Raw genomic sequence first — 19,702 nt, 5'->3', positions numbered from 1 at the left:
CGCTCGGTAAGCAACAGCATAATGCATCCGATAACAAGGCCACTACGTAGTTGAGAAGCTACGCGGCTGCCCCTTTTGCACCACTAGTGCAGCGGGGCGCGGCATACACCAACCCTAGGCGCACCGCATCATGGCTAAGAAACCCGTTAAGAAGAAGCAGCAGGACCCCGCCAAAAAGCCGCGGGTGCACAAAGAGCTGGAAGGCTTCGAAATAAAGGTGAACCCGCTGGGCGAAATCACCTCGACGTATAGCATCGAACAGATCAATGAATTTCTGAACCGCCACGTGCGCGACAAGAAGCTCGTGAACCGCGAAGGCCAGTTTGGCGAAAAAGCCATGGCCGATGCCGAAGCAGAAGACGAAGATGATTTGCCACTCGAAGAGGAAGCGGTAGAGCCCGAAGAGTCGGAAGAAGATTTTATGCGGCGTACCTCGCGCGAAGCCAAGCGCAGCAAGAAAACCGAAGACGACCCTGCGTTGCCCTCCGGCACCGCTGCCGACCCTGAAGAGTAACATCTTCACTTACCATGCGAACTGCCGCGCCCGCGCTCCTAGGCTTTTGCTAGCTGCGCGGGCGCGGCTTTTTATATTGACTTCGCTATACTTGCCGCGTCACTAACCAGTGCTTTGCCATGCGTTCACACGACGTTGATTACCGCATTCTTGGCCACGATATTCAAGTGGTAGAAATAGAGTTAGACCCCGGCGAATCGGTAATAGCCGAAGCCGGCACCATGGTGTACATGGACGAGCCCATTGCCTGGGATACGCGCATGGGCGACGGCTCGGAGCCCGACCAAGGCTTTTTTGGCAAGCTGCTCTCGGCCGGCACCCGCATGATTACCGGCGAGTCGCTGTTCATGACGCACTTTACCCACGCCGGCAGCTACGGCAAAGCCAAGGTAGGCTTTTCGGCCCCTTACCCCGGCACCATCATGCCGCTCGACCTTAGCACCCTGCCCAACGGCCTGATCGTGCAGAAGGACGGCTTTTTAGCCGCGGCGCGGGGTACCAAAATCGGCATTCACTTCAACCAGCGCATCGGCTCGGGCTTGTTTGGCGGCGAAGGCTTCATCCTGCAAAAGCTCACTGGCGACGGCAAAGCCTTCATTCATGCTGGCGGCACCGTGATTGAGCGCCGCCTAAACGGCGAGATGCTGCGCGTGGATACCGGCTGCGTAGTGGCGTTCGAGCCCGGCATCGAGTTCAACATTACCCGCGCCGGCAATCTGAAATCGATGATTTTCGGTGGCGAAGGCCTGCTGTTGGCTACGTTGCGCGGCACCGGCCGCGTGTGGCTACAAAGCATGCCCGTGAAGAAGCTTATTCAGGCATTGATGCCCAACGGCGCCAACGCCCAAAAAGAAAGCGGTACGGTGCTCGGCGGCTTGGGTCGGATGTTTGACGAATAAGCTCCTCTGTGCATCCACAAACACACCGGCGGCGCCACTCGGGTGGCGCCGCCGGTGTGTTTGTGGAGAGGAATAAAAACTAAGCTACGGCGCTGGTGCTGATGCTTGTGCAGCCAATGGCCGAATTGTCGCTCACCAATGAGGCAGCAATTACACCCAAACTAATGAGCAGTGCCAGCACCAGCAAACCTAGTAAACCCAAGGTGGTGCGCGTACTCAGGACGCTTTTGACCTCGGTAACGGTACGGCGGCGATAACGCTTCTTGCGCGATACATACGGCTGCGAAGCGACTTCTGTGGAGGTAAAAGTGTGCAATGCAGGTGGATTTTGGAGTTGGAACGAATAGGATAAATATATAGCTGACATAATCATAATCAAGCAAAGTAGATAGGATTATTCTTTGGGAGCCTGGTTGCTCTTGGCAGCTCTATCCGGCTTGCTTACGCCTAAGCCGTGTGCCGTGCGGTAGCCTTTATCGTACAATTCCCATCCTGTTGCGCGGCCTTTGTCATCATAAAGCTGCCATATGCCAAACCAGTAGTATTGTACCTGCACGGTATCACTGCTTAGCCGCGCTTGGCCACGGCGAGCTATTTGCCCGTTTGCATGAAAATGGCGCACCAGCATCAGCCCGCCGTGCCGGTACCGGTCGTCGTGATCGAGCTTGCCCTCGAATGTGTAGTAGCGCCAATGGCCTCGGGGCCGACCGTGGTAGTAGTGGCCGCGCGAGACTAGCTGTGTTTCGTTGCTATCGAAGTAAAAACGCCATGGGCCGTGCCGCTCTTCCTGTGCATCGAGCCGGTTGCGCGACCAAAACCCAATAGGCCCATGCTGCACCTTGCAAGCAGGCATTAGGGCCACAAGCACTACCACGCCGCTTCGCATGGTGGTATATGCCAGCCCGTGCGTTTTTCTCATCCAAGCCAATATAGCGGCCGCAACAGCTGCCTAGTGGTACTAAGGCAAAAGCTCTTCCAGCAACTCGCGGTTGTTGCTTAGGCGCGGCACTTTGTGTTGCCCACCTAGTTTGCCCCTGCGTGCTAGCCATTGCTCAAACGTACCGGCCGCGGCTACAGTAAGCATGGGCGGTTGCAAAGCAATATCGCGGTGGCGCTTAGCATCGTAATCGGAATTGAGCTGGCGCAGGGTTTCGTCGAGCACCTGGCTAAACTGCGCCTCGCTGGTAGGTGGCTGCGTAAACTCAACGAGCCACTGGTGCCCGCCGCGCGAGCCTTCGCCGGTGCTGAAGTAAATGGGCGCGGCCGTGTACTCCTTCACCAACGCACCAGTGGCGGTGGCGGCAGCGGCAATGGCGGCATCGGCGTTTTCCACCACTACTTCTTCGCCGAAAGCATTCAAGAAGTGCTTTGTTCGGCCCGAAATACGGATGCGGTACGGCGCAACCGAGGTAAAACGTACCGTGTCGCCGATTTGGTAGCGCCACAGCCCGGCATTGGTGCTGATGACGAGGGCATAGCTGGGCCCAACCTCAACTTCCTCGAGCGTAAGCGTGCGCGGGTGCTCCTTACCTACTTCTTCAAGCGGAATAAACTCGTAGTAAATGCCGTGGTCGAGCAGCAGCAATAAGTCCTGCGAATTGGGCTGATCCTGGAACGCCAAGTAGCCTTCGGAGGCGTTGTATATCTCCAGATACCGCATCTGCTCCTCCGGTATCAGCTGCCGGAACAGTTCGCGGTACGGCCCAAACGCCACGGCGCCGTGCATAAACAGGCGCAGGTTGGGCCACACTTCCGGAATGGGCTTGCCGCCAGCCAGCTCCGATACGCGGCGCAGCAGCATAATCATCCAGGTGGGCACGCCGGCCAAGCACGATACATTTTCGTGCAGCACGTGCTGCGCCATGCGCTCCAGCTTTTCTTCCCACTCATCGAGCAAGGCCAACTCAAGCGGCGGCGTACGGCGCGATTCGGCCCAGGCCGGCAGGTTTTGCATGATGAGCGCCGACACGTCGCCCACGCGCGAAGCGGGGTCGTCGGGCCGGAAAGGGTTGGGCACGTGCGTACCACCTAGGGAAAGCGTTTTGCCACGCAGGATGCCCGCCTCTGGGTATAAGGTTTGGGCTACGGCCACCATGTCGCGGCCGGCGCGGTAGTGGCAGTCCTCGAGCGACTGCGGCGTAACAGGTATGTACTTGCTGCGGGCGTTGGTGGTCCCGCTGCTTTTGGCAAACCACTGCACGCGGCCCGGCCACAGCACGTCGTCTTCGCCGTGCAGCACGCGCTCAATCCAGGGGTACAGCTGCTCGTAGCTGCTCACGGGCACCCGCTGGGCAAACTCGCGGGCATTCAGCCCATCGGCGTAGCCGTACATGCGGCCCCAATCGGTGTGGCGGGCGGTCTGAAGCAAATCCTGCAGCACCTCGCGCTGAGTGGCGTGCGGCTCCGAACGCATGCGCTCGAGGCGCACCATGCGCGGCTTTACCATCCAGGTGAGCAGGGTATCGATCATGAACTGCCGGTTTACGTCTGATGTGGCTGATTACGCTGATTTCGGCCCAAGAGCTTCATAGTAGCTGGCTAAATAGCGCGGCAAATGGAGCGCGGGCAACAGCACAGCCAAGTAATCAGCGGATTAGATTTTGCGCTTCAGCTCGAAATGGCGCCCTAGGTACACGCGGCGCACCATTTCGTCGGCAGCTAGCTCTTCGGCGGTGCCAGCCTTCAGCAGTTTGCCTTCGAAGAGCAAGTACGCCCGGTCCACGATGCTCAGCGTCTCGTTCACGTTGTGGTCTGTGATGAGAATGCCGATGTTTTTGTGCTTCAGCTTGGCCACAATGCCTTGGATTTCCTCCACGGCAATGGGGTCGACGCCGGCAAAGGGTTCATCAAGCAGCACAAACTTGGGGTCGACGGCCAGGGCACGGGCAATTTCAGTCCGGCGCCGCTCGCCACCTGATAGCACGCGCCCCAGGTTTTTGCGCACGTGCGTGAGGCTGAACTCGTTGAGCAGCTCCTCCACCTTATCGTGCTGCTGCTGTTTGCTGAGCTTGGTCATCTCCAGCACCGATAGGATGTTTTCCTCCACCGTGAGGTCGCGGAACACGGAGGCCTCCTGGGCCAGGTAGCCGATGCCGCGGCGGGCGCGCTGGTAAATGGGCAGGCCGGTGATGTCTTCGTCGTCGAGGAAGATGCGGCCCGAGTTAGGCTTGACCATGCCCACCGTCATGTAAAACGAAGTGGTTTTGCCAGCACCGTTGGGCCCTAGCAGGCCCACGATTTCGCCCTGCTCCACGTGCAGGGACATATCACTTACAACGGTGCGTTGCTTGTATTTCTTGACGAGGTGTTCGGCGCGCAGAATCATGCTGTCAGCAAAGGTAAGAGGGCGGCGCACAATGCTACCGCAAAGTCTATTGCCGAGCTTGGCAACGTTTTTGAGCCGGTTTTAGTCCACCTAACAATCAATTTGCATGCTTACGATTACTCGTGCTAGTGTTGTTGCCGCTATTAGCCTATTGCCCGGTTGGGCCACTGCCCAGGTGGTTACAGACCTAGGGAAAGCCACCGCCGCGCGCGACTCGGTAGTGCACGCGGCCAATACGCTGCGCCAAGAGTTGCAAAGCCGCACCGTTGGCTTCAAAACCAAAGCGCCAGCTGCTGGCAAGCACCGCGTAGTAGCGCGGGGCTACGCTCAGCCAGAACGCTTGGTGACCACCGCAACCACCTCAGCCGATGGGCGCACGGCCAAACAGACGTTGCTCTGGAAGCACGTACGCCGTATTCGGCGCAACGGCACCACGCTGGATCGGTTTTACGGCTACCAAGGCAAACACCCCATTCTGGAAGAAACCCGGCACAATGGCCAGCTTACCTACGTGCGCGTAACGCGCTACAAGTGGACGCCCTACGTATCGTTGCCCACGGTTGCCAAGCAAGGTTGGCTTTCGGGCAGTGGCTATGTGCGCTGGGGCACCGAGACTTTCATCGTACCCAATGCTGCCAACAACTAACCAGCTGCTACGCACGACGGGGCCGGCAAGTACTTTTGCCGGCCCCGTCGTGCGTAGGTACGCCCTAGGTGCCTGCTAGCTTTTGCTGTTGAGCAACTGCCGACGCAGGGCCAGCTGTGCCGGCGTGGGCGTAGGGTTGGGAGCCAGGTGGTTCCGGATTTCTACATCAAACTCGCGCGGGGCGGCTTGGGCCTCCTTGGTGGCTGCGCCGCGGCGCAGCGTGAGGCGCACGGGCGTATCGGTGGTGGGCTCTACCAAGGGGCGCAGCAGTTGCTCGGCCGTATCGAGCGTTACGGGCTTGCCATTTACTGCCACAATCACGTCGCCGTTCTGCAGGCCAAAAGCATTGGTTTCGGCCGTTACGTCGGCGGCGGCAAACTCCTTTTTGGCTTCGTCGTAGCGGAACCCTAGCTGCCCGAATGCTTTGATGCGAGCCGGGGCTTTGTCGGCGTAGCGCCAGCCAATCTTGTCGAGGTACTCAGTTAGCGGCAGGGCTTCGGTACCCACCACGTAGCGGTCGAAGAACTGCTGCACCTCGGGGTGCGTGAGGGCTACTACTTCGGGTATCAGCTGCGCATCCTCGAAGGAGCGCGTGGGGCCGTACTTGTCGCGCAGGGTCAGCAGCACGTCGCGCAGGGTTTTCTGACCTTTGGTAAGCTCCTGAATGCGGATATCGAGCAGCAATCCGATGAGCGCGCCCTTCTTGTACACGTTCTCGTACATCTTGTCGTAGGGCGACTCCAGAATGCGGCGGCTCATTTCCGTGAACGACACGCCCGCGGGGTACTTTTCCGCGTCGCGGATTTTCTCCTGCATGGTGTTCCGGAACTGCTCCTCGGTGGTAAGCCCGGCCCGCACCTGCACCAAGTGGGCGAAGTACTCGGTTACGCCCTCGTACAGCCACAGGTGCTGCGACATCTTGGGGTTGCGGAAATCGAACTCGCCGATTTCGCGGGAGTGGATGTTCAGCGGGGCCAGCATGTGCAAAAACTCGTGCGAGGCCACCTCGCGCACCATTTCCGTCAGCTCGGCTTCGGTGTTGCGCTCGGGCAAAAAGTACAACGACGAGTACGAGTGCTCCATAGCCCCAAAGCCGCCCGTGCTGCGGTTGATTACCTGCGAGGTTTGGTAATCGGGAAAGTACATCAGGAACTGATAGTTGGGCACCGGCATCTTCCCGAAAAACTGACCTAGGGCTTCCGCCATGGGCCGGATGGTTTGGCTGATTTGCGCTGCTTTTACCTTGCCCAGCTCCGATACTACCGACACACCAATGCGCGCTCCACCGGCTACAAAGCTGGTGGTATCGGGCTTGCTGTACAGGATGGGGCCATCGGCCAGGGTTACGTAGCTATCGGCCCGAAATACATCCTGCGTGGCCGAGCGCTGCACCGGCAGCGCGGTGCTGGCGTAGAGCTCGGGCGCGTGCTTCACGGTTACTTCGTAAGGTACCATTTTGTAGCCCTCGAGGTAGCCGTACAGCCCGTAGTGGTTCAGCACGAAGTTGCGGAACGGCGAGCGGGCATCGAAGTTGGTACCGCCCGGCTGAAAGATGTAGCTGTCGTCCTGCTTGGCATCCCAGGTATCATCCACTAGGTACTCGATGCGGGCGAGCTTGGTGGCTTTGTCGATGGTAAACAGGTTCTGGCCCTCGCGCGTCACTTTCAGCGCCTTGCCCCGCTCGTCGAATGCTTTCAAACTTTGCACAAAGCGGCCGTAATCCTTTTTAGAGTACGAGCCGGGCACCACGCTCGGCATCACGTACGTCACGCGCTCTTCGCGCACGGGCGGCGTCTGGATGATGACGCGCAACTGATCGGAGCTGGCAGCGGGCTGCGTGTCGACGGTAATGCGGTAGGTGCCGATGGCAGGAGTTTGCGCGTAGGCGCCAAAAGCCAACAAGCTGCCGAGGCCGGCGCTAAGCAGGATTGATTTCATCAACCTAGGAAAGGATAGAAAAGCGAATAGCCCAGGTTCGGCTGAGAACCTGGGCTACTAAGGTAATGGTTAGCAAAATGCGGCGAAGCGGCGGCGCGGCCGCCCTAGGTGCTTTATTCCCAGCCTATGTCTTTGAGGCGCAGCTGCAGCGATTTTTGCCCGCGCCATTCGTTAACATCCACGGTGTAGCAGATATTGAACGGCTGGCCTTTGGCGATGCGCCCGTAATGATCCGATAAACCGAAGCCAATGGCGTCGATCTGGTTTGAGTCTTCCTGCATCAGCGTAAGCTTGAGGTGCGAGGTGCCTACCACTTTCACGGTGCCGGGTACGGCGTACACCTGTTGGGCTTCGAACACCGGGCTGGGGTTGCCGGGGCCGAAGGGCTCCATTTGGCGCAGCAGGTTGTAGAAATTCCAGGTCACTTCGCGCAGGCGCAGCGGCAAGTCAATCTCAACGGGCGGAATCAGCTGCTCTTCCTTGATGCGCGAGGCAACCACGGCCTCGAAACGGCGGCGAAACTCGGCCACGTTTTCGAGGGGGAGCGTAAGGCCGGCTGCGTACATGTGCCCGCCAAACTGCTCGAGCAAATCGGAGCACTCCAGAATGGCTTGGTGCACATCAAAACCCGCTACCGACCGCGCCGAGCCCGTGGCTTTGCCGTTCGATTCGGTAAGAATAACCGTGGGGCGGTAATACTTATCGAGGCAGCGCGAGGCCACAATGCCGATTACGCCCTTGTGCCAGTCCTGCTTGAACAACACCGTAGAGCGGGCGTTGCGCAGCTCCAGATCGGTTTCAATCATCTGCAGGGCTTCTTCGGTGATGCGCGTATCGAAGCCGCGGCGCTCGGTATTGGTTTGGTCGACTACACTAGCCGTTGCCAAAGCCTGCTCGGCCGTTTCGGAGAGCAGCATGGCCACGGAGCGCTTGGCATCACCTAGGCGCCCGGCGGCGTTGATGCGCGGCGCAAAGCCAAACACCAGGCTGCTTACCGTGAGCGGCCCCTCGCGCAGGCCCGCCAATTGGCGTAGCGCGTACAGGCCCGGCCGCGTTTCAATGCTGGGATCGTTCAGGCGCTTCAGGCCGTGGTACATCAGCATGCGGTTTTCGCCGGTAATCGGCACAATGTCGGCCGCGATGCTCACCGCCAGCAAATCCATCAGCTCGTGCAAAGGTGCTTCGTCGAAGCCTTGGTTGCGGCACAGTGCCTGCATCAGCTTGAAGCCCACCCCGCAACCCGACAGATCTTTGTAGGGATAAGGACAATCGGGGCGCTTGGGGTCGAGCACGGCCACGGCGGGCGGCAGTTCGTCGCCGGGCAAGTGGTGGTCGCACACGATAAAATCGACGCCTTTGTCGCGGGCGTAGCTGATCTTATCCACGGCTTTCACGCCGCAGTCGAGCGCCACAATCAGCTTAAAGCCGTTGGCAGCAGCCCAGTCAATGCCTATGGTCGAAATGCCGTAGCCCTCGATGTAGCGGTCGGGGATGTAGTAGTCGATGCGGGCGGGCCCAAACAACGACCGCAGGTACGAGTACACCAGCGCCACGGAGGTAGTGCCGTCCACGTCGTAGTCGCCGTACACGAGTACTTTCTCTTCCTGAAAAAGCGCCTCCACCAAACGCTGCACGGCCAAGTCCATGTCGCGCATGAGCATGGGATCGGGCAGTTCCTCCAGGGCCGGGCGGAAATACGCCTTGGCCTCCTCGAAGGTGCAAATGCCTCGCTGGCACAGCAAGGCAATGATGGACTCGTTTACGCGCAGGGCTGCCGACAGGTGCTCGACCTTCTCGCGGTCGGGAGCAGGCTTACGAATCCAACGTTTTAGCATGGTGGGGAGGGCAATACCTTCAAAAGTAAGAAGAAAACGGCATGCTTTCAGCCCCGATTTTGTGAAACGCTACCTCGGCAGAAGTAATTTTATGCTCCATTCTGCTCTTCCTCAGCCATGCAGCGCCTCCGCGATTTTTACCGACGCTACAAGCAGTACATCCTCACCGATGGGCTGATGTACCTCGCGTTCATCGTGGCGCTGGTGCTGATGTTTGTGTTCTTCGGGTAGCCCTAGTTAATACTGGCCAACTTTACTGCGGCACTGCGTCGCCGCGCAGGCGGCGCACGCGCTTACGGGCCTCGGCGCCGTAGATACTGCCGGGGTATTTAGTCAGCAATGTGGTATAAAGCTCCTGCGCCCGCACGCGGTCTTGGCGGTTTTGCTCCTGTATCTCGGCTGTCAGGAACAGCGCGTCGTCGGAGAGAATATCGTACTTAGGATTGGCCGTGATGCGCTGCAGGGTTTCCACGGCGCCGTTGTAGTCACCGGAGCGGCGCTGCAGCTGGGCCTTCAGGTACCAAGCCTCGTCGGTGAGGGCATGACCGGGGTACTTGGTCAGTAAGTCATCGAGGGCTTTAATGGCCTGCGGTATTTTGTTTTGGAACACCTGCAGCTCGGCAGCGGCGTAGGCGCGCATGGCCACGCCCGACGTGTCCATAGCTGTGTTGTCGCCGATGAGCAGGCTAAGCTGCATGGCGTCGTTGGCTATTTCGCGGCTGGTGGCGAGCTTCAGGATATCGAGGTGGCTTTGCGCCAGCTTAAAGTCGCCGGCAAAGTAGCTGAGGCGGGCGTTGCGCAACTTGGCCTCGTAGCCCAGCGGCTGGTCCTTGCGCGATTTCTCTACCTGCGAGTACAGCAGCGTGGCCTCCCACGGCTCGCCGCGCAGCAGGTAAATATCACCTAGGGCAATTTTGGCTTCGTCAACGAGCTGCGGGTCGGCACGGGGCAGGTCGATTACTTCCTGCAGCAGCTGCATGCCCTTGTCCTTCTCATCGAGCTGAAAAGCGTACAGCAGGGCCAAGTTGCGCAGCACATCAGCACTCTGGGCCGTGCGGCCCAGCTCGGTAAGCAACTGTTGGTAATCGGCTGCCAGCGCACGCAGCTTGGCCTGGTCGACGGGGAAGGTATTGCGCACCTGCTCCTCGCGGGCCTGTATTAGCTTTTGGCGGGCGGGCTGATAGAAACGGCCGCCGCGGTATTCTTTGGCCAGGTACTCGTAGCCCTCGATGGCAGTATCATAGTCTTTGTTGCGCTGGGCAATGGTGGCTACATCCATCACACGACTGCCTTCAGTGCGTTGGCGTCGATCGAGGGCGCGGGCCTGCACCAAGGCGCTGCCAAAGTCGCGGCGCTGTTGGTACAACCACAGCAGCAGCTCGGGCCAGGCGCTTTTCTCGGGGTTGCTTTGGGTACGGGTGATGAGTGCTTTCTCGAGGGCTGCAAATGCCTGCTCGTTCTGCCCTAGGTTCTGCAGCATGTTGCGCACAAACGTCACCTGCTTTTCGTCCTGCTCCACCAAGTTAAGCGCCTCGTTCATGAGCGGCTCTACGCGGTTCTGCCGGCTGTACAGGTCGATGAGTTGCTGCGCGTACTCGGTACGGTTTTGAGCTAGCTGGCGGCCCTGCAAATACGTCTGCTCCGACCAGCGCACCAGCCCGCGCTGCTGAAACTCGGCCGCTAGCGGCAGCACTTGCTCGGGGCGTAGGCTAGCCACCACGCGGCCGTATTGCTTGTTAGCGGCGGTGCTGTCGCCGGCAGCGGCGTACACACCACCTAGGGCAACACCTAAGGTTGGTTCGGCAGGGCTCTTTTTGATGGCGCGGCGGGCGAGTTTCTCCGCGTCTTTATACTTTTTCAGCTCCAGCAGTACCTGCAAGTAATCGGGCAGCACGTTGGGGGCTAGCTGCGCGTCTTTGGGCAAACCCTCGAACAACGCTTCCGCCTTCAGCCACTCTCCTTTGCGGGCGTATTCGCGCGCACTTGCAATGGGGCCTCCTCCCTCCTGCCCCAGTGCCGGCCCTGCGGCCAGCAGTAGGCCTAGCAGCCCTAGGTAGGTTTTCTTCCTCAACGCAGACAACAGGCTCATAGCAGGCAATAACAAATAGCGGCTTCGCAACAACAAACAGGAGTGGCTTTGGGCGCTCAACATCCACCGCTTTGGTTTCATTCAAGCTCGGCCTCCGCAATTCCAAAGACCAACCAATACGGTCGCCGTTGCGCAAAGCAAAAGGGCCGTACCCTTGAAAGATACGGCCCTTCGGTACTTGTGGTAGCGGCAGTGGCTTAGAAGAACTTCACGCGTTCGTCTTTCACCTCGGCTTTCTGGCGCACGGTTTCGTAGATGGCACCGGTCGAGCGGGCACCGCGCATTTGCTGCAGTTGGTTGCGTACCGCCTTCAGGTCGGTCGACGGAGCAGCCGGCTCGTTTTTATTCACCAGCTCAACTACCAGTACGCCTTGCTCACCTTTGATGGGAGCCGAACGCTGGCCGGGCTTCAGGCCGAACGCCGTACCTACGGCTACCGGCTCGTTGCCGAGGCCCGGGATTACGCCCTGACCTAAGGTTACGTCGTTGGCAGTGCGCACCTGGGCGTTAGCGCCATACGCAGCGGCCATTTGCTCCAGGGTGCTGCCCTTCAGCTTAGCCATAATCTGCTTGGCTTTCTCCTCGTTGCGCACGTAAGTCGAAACTTCGGGCTTCACGGCCGCTACGTCGGCAGTGCCTTCCGTACGGGTGCCCGTCAAGGCAGCAATTACGTATTGGTCGTTCACCTGAAACACGTCCGAAACCTCGCCTACCTCGGTTTCTTTGTTGAAGCCCCAGCGCACTACTTCGCGGGCGTTGGGCACGTTGCCAACTACGGCATCCGATTTGCCAACGCCGCGGGCTTCTTGCTTCTGCAAGGTTTTGTCGGCTGCTACGGCTTTGCGGAACGACTCGAGGTCGGTGGCCTTGGCCTTTAGCTCCTGAGCGCGCTGGTAAGCCGTTTCGTTAGTAGCGTCGGAAGGAGTAATTCCCTTCTGCACGGCTGCTACGCGGTAGGTTTGGTTGGTTTTGGGCGCCGTAACCTTGATGATGTGGTAACCAAAAGAGGTCTTTACCAAGTTGGGCAGCACACCAGCCGAAGAAGCGCCGAATACGGCCTTCTCAAACTCGGGTACCATGCGGCCCGTGGTAAACCAGCCCAGGTCGCCACCTAGGGGCGCCGTACCGTCGGTACCGTGCTGACGAGCCAGTGCAGCGAAATCGGCACCGCCCTTAATTTGGTTTAAAATACCCTGTGCTTTAGCCTTGGCAGCTGCATCGGCCTCGGGCGTGGTGCCCTCGGGCTTGATGAGGATGTGGCTAGCACGGGCAGCTTGCGTAGCGCCAGCTTTGGTACCGGTTACTTTGTACAGCGAGTAGGTGCCATTTTCGGCGAAGGGGCCGTACACCTGGCCTTGCTGCAGCGGCAGCTGCTGGCGCAGCTTCTCGGGCAGGTCGGCCGGCGACACAAACTGGCCGTTGTAAGGCTGATCGGAGTTCAGGCGCACGAACAGCGAATCGTTCGGAGCGGTGCGGAACTGCTGGGCCAGCTGATCTACGGTTTGGCGCACGGCAGCCGAGTCTTCCTTCGAAGGCACTACGTTCACTACTACAAATTCCATGTCGCGGCCATCCTGCACCTTGTAGCGGGCCTTGTTGCGCGAAATGTAGTCTTGCAGCTGCGAGTCGTTCACCTTCACGGCCGAATCGGAGATGCTGTAGTAGGGCACAAACAGGTAGCGCAAGTTGGCGCGGCTGTTCTGCGAAGCGTCGAAGCGCTGAGCTTCGGCGGTGGTTACATAGTCGGAGTTCTTCAGCAGGGCGTAGTACTTGTTGCCCATGCGCTCCTGCGGCAGGTTTTGCTCGAAGCTCAACCACGCCTGCTGCTGCTGCGGAGGCAGCTTATCCAAAGCACGCAGGTACTCAATCACGCGGGCGCGGTCGAACTGGCCGGTTTGCGGATTGGTGAAGGCCTGCTGAATGGTGGGGTGAATGTTCTTGCCCTGCACCATGTCGGTCAGCTCCTCGTCGGTCACTTTCAGACCTAGGGCCTCGAACTGCGGCTGGAACGCGCGCTGGAACACAATCTGATTCCAAGCCTGGTCGCGCAGTTGCTGTTGCTCCTGCTCGGTGGGCTGGCGGCCGTTCTGCGCCGCAAAAGCTTCTTTCGACTGCTCCAAGGCGGCATTAAACTCATCGAGGTTCACTTCGTCGCCAGCTACTTCGCCAACCGAGGTGTCTTGTCGGTTAAACAAACCATTTTGGTTACCGATTAGGTCACCGCCCACGATGAATAGCAGCATCCCGATGGCTACGGTGCCAACGGCCCAGCCTGATTTTTCCCGGATGGTGTTGATTAAAGCCATTTAGTTGAAAGTAAGCAGCAAAGAAAACGCAGTAAGACGCGCAAAATAACCCCTTTTAGGGCAAAAGACAAAAGCAGGCCTAGCGGCGGCCTTTGGACTTGGGCTTGGCGATTTTGCGCTTGGGTTCAGGCGCAACAGGCGTGGCCTCCTGTTCATCAATCTTCAGGCGACGATACATCAGCAAACAGATGATGCTGACCATGAAGAACAGGTAGTTGCGGAGGATGTCGTTGGTGAGCAGCGTTTCGTACACACCAATGATGAACGCCACCACCGCTACCGAAAACAGTACCGTGCGCACGAGGCCACGGTCGAAGGAAGGAAGCTTCATGAGGGAACCTAGGGTTTAACCGAATCCGCAGGCGCTTGGCTCTGGTCTATGGTAAACACACCTTCGGGCTTAAGAATTTTGTAGCGCGAAAAATCTTCGTTGGCTTCTAGTCCGTGGCCCGTCAGGATTTCCGTAGGCGTTTCCACCCGCACAAATTTGTTGGTGTAGATGCGCGCCCGCGGTCGATCGTAATACAGTTCCTCGGAGCGCATGCCCTGCTGCTTTTGCTCGTTGCGCACACGCACATCGCCCCGCACGAAGTACACGTTTTCGGCACGGGTATATTTGGCGTAGTTGCCGCGCAGGGTGTTTACCACAGTAGTACCATCCTTGGCATAGAACACGATGTTCATGCCTTTGGGGTACACCAAGTCGCCGTTTTCAAAGGTGTGCTCCACCACCGCCGTAAGCCGCCCTTGCAACCGCGCCGAATCGCTGAAGAGCGTCGTTACGTTGGAGGTTTCGATCGTTGGGCCGGTATACACCACCTTCTGGGTAGGTTCAGCAGCCTTTTCTTGGCAGCCAACCAGCACTCCGGCAGTGCTCAGGATAAGAGCACCGCAAGCCATGCGAATGGTGTTGCGTTCCGTGGCTTTCACGGCTTGCCTATTCAATTCGACGCTTCAGGAACCAACGGCTGTTCAGCGATACGCCCAACTGCACGCGCATGTAGTTTTCCTTGATGTTGGATTGCCGAACAGTGCCTTCAGTTACAACATCGCTATTGCCACGCTGCCCGTACGTGAAGCTCAGGTTCATATTGGTAGCATCCAGCGCCGACGAGGTCGGGAACGGGAAGCTGAAACCCCAGCTAACGGCCCGGTCGTACAGCGCTTGGCCCCCTGGCCGGTAGGGCAACTGGGCAGCACTTAGGCCAAAGCGGTACGTTACGCGCTGAAAGTAGCTGGTAACCGAACTCGGATCGGGCGCTAGCTCACCGCCAATGCCCACGCGCCAAGTATTATTAAAAACCTGCTGCGTGCCGTTGAAGTCGCGGTACTTCGACCATTGTTGCCGAGCAACATCGGCGCTCAGGCTCCAGTTCTTGTTGTTATCGAGGCTTACGCCCAATTGCAACGAGCCCGGCAATACGGCTTCGCCTTTCACTTCATCCTGCAGAATACGCGGATCCTGCAAGTTGGTGCCGTTCACATCCTGAGTTTCTTGCTGCAGCGTGCGCCGGCCGTTCAAGTTGGTCTTGAATGAGTACACCGCTGCCACATTGGCCGCAATCTTCTTGCTGAGGTCGCGGCGGTAGTGCAGGCCCGTCCGGAAGCCAAAGTCGGTGTACTGCGTACGGTCGACGAGGCCAACCCGCTTCAGCGTCTCCTCGGGCTCCAGCTGCTCAATCGGCGGCTGCACAATGGCGTAAGCGGAGCGGTCGATGGTTCCAAAGATGTAGGACGTGGTAACCCCTAGGCTAAGTCCTTTGGCCAACCGCACGCCATGCCCTAGGTATACTTCCGACAAACCGCCCGAACCAGTCAGTTCGTTGCGCACCAGTGCGTCGGCGTTGCCTTCGACGGACCGAATGTTGACGGTTTCGTAATCCACCGACGACAACGGCTTCAGGCCAGCAGCCAACGCCCAGCGGCGCGAAATGGGCACCCCCAGGGCAATATAGCTGAGGTTGGCACTACCCGTTCGCTGCGAAGCTGTGCTGCTGCGGAGCTGTTTGAGCTGCCCGGTAAAGGCAGCCTCATAGGTTGTGCGGCTGGTGTAATACAGCAGCGCAGGGTTCAGTTCGTTTACCTGAATTGCGTTGGGAGCCGCGAGGCCCACGCCGCCCATGCCCTGTTGACGAACGCCCCCGACATTGGGATTGAAGTCGCCCAGGCCCAAGCGTGAGTATGGGGAGTTGCCAAGACCCTGCCCTGAAGCAGCTGAAGCAGCCCCCAGCAGGCTCAGCAGAGCCAGTGCGGTCAGTTTGTTACCCGACATTATGCACCAGTATTCGGTGAAGACCAAGCAAAACTAGCTCGGTCAGTACAAAGATGTGGCCTTTAAGGCGCGATTCAAAAAAGGCAGCATCGCCACCGGCTAGCACTACTGCTAAGTTGGGGTGTTGCTGACGGTAGCTGCTCACAAAACCATTTACCTCGGCTACGGCCCCGTTGAGGGCCCCGCTGAGCATGGCCGTACGCGTATCGGTGCCACACAACGCCAGTGCTGCAGCCTCGCTTGTGCTCGGCAGCAGCAGTTCGGGCAAGCGGCCCGTATAGTGGTGCATGGCCTGCAGGCGCATGCGCAAACCTGGAGCAATGCTACCTCCCACAAAGATATTATTCAGCACTAAGTCGCACTTAATGCAAGTGCCTGCATCAATTACCACCACCGGCCGGCCAGGCAATAGGTAGGCGGCTCCTGCTGCCGCTGCTAGGCGGTCGGCACCTAGGGTGTGCGGCGTAGCGTACGCATTGGCAATTGGCACCGGGGTTTTGCCCGATTCGTACACCACCACTTTTCCGCTCACCACCCCACCTAGGGCATTGGCCCAAGGCTCGGCTGGGCCTGCTACCGATGCCAGCAGTACGTGTTCCGCTTTGGCTTGCTCGGCCACGGCACGCAGTTCGGCAGGCGTAGCTACGCTGCCGCTTTCGGCCAAAGCCGAGCCGCGGAAGCAGCCATACTTAGCCGCTGTGTTGCCAATGTCGAGAACCAGTGTGGTCATAGTACCGACTAACGGCGGTCCGGCTTGTTTAGAGCCAGACCGCCGTCGGTAAGAGCCCCAAGCGCGTGGCTGGGGTTGCGTGCTTACATGAAATATTTCAGGCGGATTACCTCTTTTTCGGTGAGGTAGCGCCAGTTGCCGCGGGGCAGGTCCTTCTTGGTCAAGCCAGCGTACTGCACACGGTCGAGGGCTTTCACCTCGTAGCCTAGGTGCTCAAAAATGCGGCGCACAATGCGGTTTCGACCGATGTGGATTTCAACACCCACAAAACGGCGGTTGCCAGCTACTACAGCTACGTCGTCTACCTCAGCTTTGCCATCTTCCAGCTCCAAGCCAGCAGCAATCTGCGTCAGGTGCTCTTCGGCAAGCTCCTTGTCGAGCTCTACCTGGTACACCTTTTTGTTGCGGTGCGAAGGGTGGCTAAGCTTTTGGGCTACTTCGCCGTCGTTGGTGAACAGCAGCAAGCCCGTGGTATTGCGGTCGAGGCGACCTACCGGGAAGATGCGCTCCTTCGAGGCGTTCTTCACTAGGTCCATCACGGTTTTACGGCCCTCTGGGTCTTCGGTAGTGGTCAGGAAGTCCTTCGGCTTGTTCAGCAGCACATACACCTGCTTTTCACGCTTCAGGTTGGTTTTGCCGTAGTGTACGGTGTCGCTCGGCTTCACTTTGTAACCGAGCTCCGTTACCACCTCGCCGTTTACGCGGATTTCGCCCGCATCAATCAGCTGATCGGCCTCGCGGCGCGAGCAGATGCCGGCGTTGGCAATGTAGCGGTTCAGGCGTACGGTATCATCGTTTTCCGGCTCATCGCGCCGGCGCTTGTTGCCACGCGTCTTGTCCTCTTCGTAATACTTAAGGTTCTTATAAGCCGGTGCTTCTTGCTGCTCGTTGTTTTCCTGCCCAAAACGGTTGCCCTTTGGGTTGCGGGGTTTACGATCAAAGCTGGGGCGTTTTTCTCGGCCAAAGCGCTCCGTACGCTCGCCACGGCTTGGGCGGTCGTCGCGCTGCGGGCGCTCAAAGCGGTTGGCACCGCCGAAACGCGGCTTGTCATCGGAAGGGCGGCCGAACCGACCGGCTCCACCACGCTCTTCGTTGTTGCCGAAGCGGCGCTCCGGACGCTCCGAGCGCTGCTCATTGTTGTTGAAGCGGCGTTCCGGGCGCGGTTCGTCGCGGTCGAACCGGCGTGCGGGGCGTTCATCACGACCAACAAAGCGTTGCTCGTCGTTGCCCAGTCCACGGTTGCCACGGCTTGGACGCGGCGTGTCACCATCGCGCTCGAAGCGGCGTGCCGGACGCTCATCGCGGCCGAAGCGCCCCTCTCCACCAAAGTTGTTGTCACGTGCACCAAAGCCGCCGCGCTCGTTTCCGAACGAACGACGCGGACGGTCGTTGCCCTCCGGACGACGATCGAAGCTGCGACGTGGAGCCCGTTCCTCGTTGTTGGGGCGCTCGTCTTTACGAAAATCGGGATTGTTGAAACGGCCGCGCATGAAGTCGGCTGCCCCGTCGGGCTCGGCGGGTTTGTTGTAGCGCGGGCGCTCAAAACGGCGCTCGTCGCCAGCAGGGCGGCTGAAACGACGCTCGGGGTTGTTGCCGAAGCCGGGTTTGCCAGCTGGGCGGCCAAACGGCGGGCGCGAAGGAAAATCGTTGCCGCCTTCGCGGCGCGGAGCACCACCGGAGCGGCGGTCGTCGCCGAAAGAATTGAATGGTTTGCCTCCGCGGTTGTTAGCGGAGTCGGGGCGGCCGGGCCGGCGGTTGCCGGGGCCACCAAATGATTGCTGCTTCTTACCCATGTGGGAATATTCAGACGCACGGCATCGCTGCCGGGCTATGATGTGGCTTGTGTAAAGCTGACAAACGTCAGAAGAAATGTTTTCGTGCACAAAAGGGCTAGCGAAAACAGCGCCCGGATCTGGCGAACGGCCTCCCTCCAACTGGAGCGAAGACGACCGCGCAAATCCGGGCGGCTAGAAAAACAACGGCCGAGGCTTAGTCGCGGCGCGCCATTTTGGCTTCGATGGAGTGCTGCGTGTGCGGCACGGCCCGCAGGCGCTCCTTCGGAATAAGCTTACCAGTACCGATGCAGACGCCATAGGTACCGTTCTTGATGCGGATGAGGGCGTTTTCGAGCTGCTGGATAAACTTCATCTGGCGCGAAGCCAGTTGGTTGAGGCTTTCCTTCTCGGCAGTGTCGGCACCATCCTCCAACACCTTCGAGGGCGAAGCGGTGGTATCGGTACCAGAGTCGTTGCGGCGGCTCAGCGTTTCTTTGATGAACGCTACTTCTTTCCGGGCGGCGGCCAGCTTTTCCTGAATAATGGCTTCAAACTCGGCCAGCTCTTCCCGGGAGTAGCGTAGTGATTCTTCACTCATGGTGAGGCAGGAAAATGGTGTAAGCAGTTGAAAATAAATAACTTACCAAGCGCATCTTAGCTGCGGAACTACGCTGGACTCGTTTTTTGGCAACGCAAGCCGCTCGGGAATAGTGCCCTACAGTTGCAATGCTCAATGTTCCAAGTTGCTCCGGCCGACCAATAAGCCCGGCGTTCGTAGTACAAAGCTAAGACTTTACTGTCACTCAAACCTTGTCGAGCTTGCCAAGGTTCAGAATCCCAACATGTGGATGGCCGTAACCGCGGCCTCTACACCTTTGTTGCCGTGCTTGCCGCCGGCGCGGTCCCAGGCCTGTTCCTCATTCTCGGTGGTGAGTACGCCAAAGATGACGGGCTTATTGAACTTCAGCCCTACGTTCATGAGTCCTTGGGCAACAGCATGCGCGATAAACTCGTCGTGACGCGTTTCGCCTTTAATGATGACACCTAGGCAAATCACGGCATCAATCTCCTCATGCTGTGCCAGCAACTGCGCACCTAGGCCGAGCTCAAAGCTGCCGGGCACGGTATTACGGTAGATGTTCTCGTCCTTAGCCCCGTGCTTTAGCAGCGTTTCGTAGGCACCTTGGCAAAGCGTATCGGTAATTGTGCGGTTCCACTCGGCCACTACCAACCCAAAACGTTTATCGCTGATGTCAATAAACTGGTCGGAAGTATAATCGCTTAAGTTCTTCAGAGAGGTAGCCATACCTAAGGCTGGTTGATTTGTGGCGCAAATATCTGCTTCTGGAGCAACAATCCTTGGCTGCCCTAAA

General features: G+C 58.8%; 18 protein-coding genes. 3 read left to right on the top strand and 15 right to left on the bottom strand.

Translation table 11 applies throughout. The annotated features are described in order from the left end of the window. Positions 1 to 130 precede the first annotated feature (130 nt). Positions 131 to 514: a hypothetical protein gene (locus tag ASU33_RS21660; RefSeq protein WP_216818571.1), complete on the top strand. Its 384-nt coding sequence runs from the start codon at positions 131 to 133 to the stop codon at positions 512 to 514. 119 nt (positions 515 to 633) lie between these two features. Next, positions 634 to 1,413, top strand: a complete 780-nt coding sequence (locus ASU33_RS15160) for a TIGR00266 family protein (RefSeq protein ID WP_059071695.1) — start codon at positions 634 to 636, stop codon at positions 1,411 to 1,413. Between the two features lie 79 nt (positions 1,414 to 1,492). Here ASU33_RS15160 and ASU33_RS15155 read toward each other — a convergent pair whose 3' ends face one another. The 4 genes from ASU33_RS15155 to lptB form a co-directional block, all read right to left on the bottom strand. Continuing rightward, positions 1,493 to 1,729: a hypothetical protein gene (locus ASU33_RS15155; protein ID WP_059071694.1), complete on the bottom strand. Its 237-nt coding sequence runs from the start codon at positions 1,727 to 1,729 to the stop codon at positions 1,493 to 1,495. A 78-nt stretch (positions 1,730 to 1,807) separates the two neighbouring features. Next, a complete protein-coding gene (locus ASU33_RS15150) occupies positions 1,808 to 2,332 on the bottom strand; it encodes a toxin-antitoxin system YwqK family antitoxin (RefSeq protein WP_149867253.1) in 525 nt (174 codons plus the stop codon). A 39-nt stretch (positions 2,333 to 2,371) separates the two neighbouring features. Then, on the bottom strand, positions 2,372 to 3,883 hold the full coding sequence (locus ASU33_RS15145; protein ID WP_059071692.1) for a GH3 auxin-responsive promoter family protein: 1,512 nt from the start codon (positions 3,881 to 3,883) through the stop codon (positions 2,372 to 2,374). 123 nt (positions 3,884 to 4,006) lie between these two features. Next, positions 4,007 to 4,738, bottom strand: a complete 732-nt coding sequence (gene lptB, locus ASU33_RS15140; protein WP_059071691.1) for an LPS export ABC transporter ATP-binding protein — start codon at positions 4,736 to 4,738, stop codon at positions 4,007 to 4,009. Between the two features lie 106 nt (positions 4,739 to 4,844). Here lptB and ASU33_RS15135 point away from each other — a divergent pair, with 106 nt between their 5' ends. Next, on the top strand, positions 4,845 to 5,384 hold the full coding sequence (locus ASU33_RS15135; RefSeq protein ID WP_149867252.1) for a hypothetical protein: 540 nt from the start codon (positions 4,845 to 4,847) through the stop codon (positions 5,382 to 5,384). 75 nt (positions 5,385 to 5,459) lie between these two features. Here the strand turns inward: ASU33_RS15135 and ASU33_RS15130 are convergent, their stop codons facing one another. From ASU33_RS15130 to ribH, 11 genes are all read right to left on the bottom strand, one after another. Continuing rightward, positions 5,460 to 7,322 carry a M61 family metallopeptidase gene (locus ASU33_RS15130; protein WP_059071689.1) on the bottom strand — a complete coding sequence of 621 codons (1,863 nt, stop codon included), beginning with the start codon at positions 7,320 to 7,322 and terminating at the stop codon, positions 5,460 to 5,462. Positions 7,323 to 7,435: 113 nt separating this feature from the next. Continuing rightward, positions 7,436 to 9,157 carry a single-stranded-DNA-specific exonuclease RecJ gene (gene recJ / locus ASU33_RS15125; RefSeq protein WP_059071688.1) on the bottom strand — a complete coding sequence of 574 codons (1,722 nt, stop codon included), beginning with the start codon at positions 9,155 to 9,157 and terminating at the stop codon, positions 7,436 to 7,438. Positions 9,158 to 9,410: 253 nt separating this feature from the next. After that, positions 9,411 to 11,246, bottom strand: coding sequence for a tetratricopeptide repeat protein (locus ASU33_RS15120; protein ID WP_059071687.1), 1,836 nt, complete (start codon positions 11,244 to 11,246; stop codon positions 9,411 to 9,413). A gap of 197 nt (positions 11,247 to 11,443) precedes the next feature. Further along, positions 11,444 to 13,552, bottom strand: coding sequence for a peptidylprolyl isomerase (locus ASU33_RS15115; RefSeq protein WP_059071686.1), 2,109 nt, complete (start codon positions 13,550 to 13,552; stop codon positions 11,444 to 11,446). Between the two features lie 79 nt (positions 13,553 to 13,631). Then, a complete protein-coding gene (locus ASU33_RS15110) occupies positions 13,632 to 13,883 on the bottom strand; it encodes a hypothetical protein (protein WP_059071685.1) in 252 nt (83 codons plus the stop codon). A gap of 8 nt (positions 13,884 to 13,891) precedes the next feature. Beyond that, positions 13,892 to 14,482: an LPS export ABC transporter periplasmic protein LptC gene (gene lptC / locus ASU33_RS15105; RefSeq protein WP_149867251.1), complete on the bottom strand. Its 591-nt coding sequence runs from the start codon at positions 14,480 to 14,482 to the stop codon at positions 13,892 to 13,894. Between the two features lie 7 nt (positions 14,483 to 14,489). Further along, a complete protein-coding gene (bamG, locus tag ASU33_RS15100; protein WP_059071683.1) occupies positions 14,490 to 15,824 on the bottom strand; it encodes a BamG family beta-barrel-assembly machinery protein in 1,335 nt (444 codons plus the stop codon). Beyond that, positions 15,814 to 16,554 carry a type III pantothenate kinase gene (locus ASU33_RS15095; RefSeq protein ID WP_059071682.1) on the bottom strand — a complete coding sequence of 247 codons (741 nt, stop codon included), beginning with the start codon at positions 16,552 to 16,554 and terminating at the stop codon, positions 15,814 to 15,816. The genes bamG and ASU33_RS15095 overlap by 11 nt, the downstream gene beginning before the upstream one ends. An 83-nt stretch (positions 16,555 to 16,637) precedes the next feature. Beyond that, the gene (locus ASU33_RS15090) at positions 16,638 to 18,347 is read right to left on the bottom strand and encodes a pseudouridine synthase (protein ID WP_078063172.1); all 1,710 of its coding nucleotides are present in this window, start codon (positions 18,345 to 18,347) and stop codon (positions 16,638 to 16,640) included. 196 nt (positions 18,348 to 18,543) lie between these two features. Then, a complete protein-coding gene (locus ASU33_RS15085) occupies positions 18,544 to 18,927 on the bottom strand; it encodes a TraR/DksA family transcriptional regulator (RefSeq protein WP_059071681.1) in 384 nt (127 codons plus the stop codon). Positions 18,928 to 19,158: 231 nt separating this feature from the next. Further along, the gene (ribH, locus tag ASU33_RS15080) at positions 19,159 to 19,635 is read right to left on the bottom strand and encodes a 6,7-dimethyl-8-ribityllumazine synthase (RefSeq protein WP_059071680.1); all 477 of its coding nucleotides are present in this window, start codon (positions 19,633 to 19,635) and stop codon (positions 19,159 to 19,161) included. Positions 19,636 to 19,702: the final 67 nt, after the last annotated feature.

The organism is Solirubrum puertoriconensis (genome assembly GCF_001483135.1).
Lineage (GTDB): Bacteria > Bacteroidota > Bacteroidia > Cytophagales > Hymenobacteraceae > Solirubrum > Solirubrum puertoriconensis.
The sequence above is the reverse complement of the archived record's forward strand: the minus strand, read 5'-3'. Positions and strand labels throughout refer to the sequence as shown.

Excerpts from the sequence above, each read along its gene's own strand:
- ASU33_RS21660 (WP_216818571.1), top strand. The coding sequence starts at position 131 with ATGGCTAAGAAACCCGTTAAGAAGAAGCAGCAGGACCCCGCCAAAAAG.
- ASU33_RS15160 (WP_059071695.1), top strand. The coding sequence starts at position 634 with ATGCGTTCACACGACGTTGATTACCGCATTCTTGGCCACGATATTCAA.
- ASU33_RS15150 (WP_149867253.1), bottom strand. The coding sequence starts at position 2,332 with ATGAGAAAAACGCACGGGCTGGCATATACCACCATGCGAAGCGGCGTG.
- ASU33_RS15145 (WP_059071692.1), bottom strand. The coding sequence starts at position 3,883 with ATGATCGATACCCTGCTCACCTGGATGGTAAAGCCGCGCATGGTGCGC.
- lptB (WP_059071691.1), bottom strand. The coding sequence starts at position 4,738 with ATGATTCTGCGCGCCGAACACCTCGTCAAGAAATACAAGCAACGCACC.
- ASU33_RS15135 (WP_149867252.1), top strand. The coding sequence starts at position 4,845 with ATGCTTACGATTACTCGTGCTAGTGTTGTTGCCGCTATTAGCCTATTG.
- ASU33_RS15130 (WP_059071689.1), bottom strand. The coding sequence starts at position 7,322 with ATGAAATCAATCCTGCTTAGCGCCGGCCTCGGCAGCTTGTTGGCTTTT.
- recJ (WP_059071688.1), bottom strand. The coding sequence starts at position 9,157 with ATGCTAAAACGTTGGATTCGTAAGCCTGCTCCCGACCGCGAGAAGGTC.
- ASU33_RS15120 (WP_059071687.1), bottom strand. The coding sequence starts at position 11,246 with ATGAGCCTGTTGTCTGCGTTGAGGAAGAAAACCTACCTAGGGCTGCTA.
- ASU33_RS15115 (WP_059071686.1), bottom strand. The coding sequence starts at position 13,552 with ATGGCTTTAATCAACACCATCCGGGAAAAATCAGGCTGGGCCGTTGGC.
- ASU33_RS15110 (WP_059071685.1), bottom strand. The coding sequence starts at position 13,883 with ATGAAGCTTCCTTCCTTCGACCGTGGCCTCGTGCGCACGGTACTGTTT.
- bamG (WP_059071683.1), bottom strand. The coding sequence starts at position 15,824 with ATGTCGGGTAACAAACTGACCGCACTGGCTCTGCTGAGCCTGCTGGGG.
- ASU33_RS15095 (WP_059071682.1), bottom strand. The coding sequence starts at position 16,554 with ATGACCACACTGGTTCTCGACATTGGCAACACAGCGGCTAAGTATGGC.
- ASU33_RS15090 (WP_078063172.1), bottom strand. The coding sequence starts at position 18,347 with ATGGGTAAGAAGCAGCAATCATTTGGTGGCCCCGGCAACCGCCGGCCC.
- ASU33_RS15085 (WP_059071681.1), bottom strand. The coding sequence starts at position 18,927 with ATGAGTGAAGAATCACTACGCTACTCCCGGGAAGAGCTGGCCGAGTTT.
- ribH (WP_059071680.1), bottom strand. The coding sequence starts at position 19,635 with ATGGCTACCTCTCTGAAGAACTTAAGCGATTATACTTCCGACCAGTTT.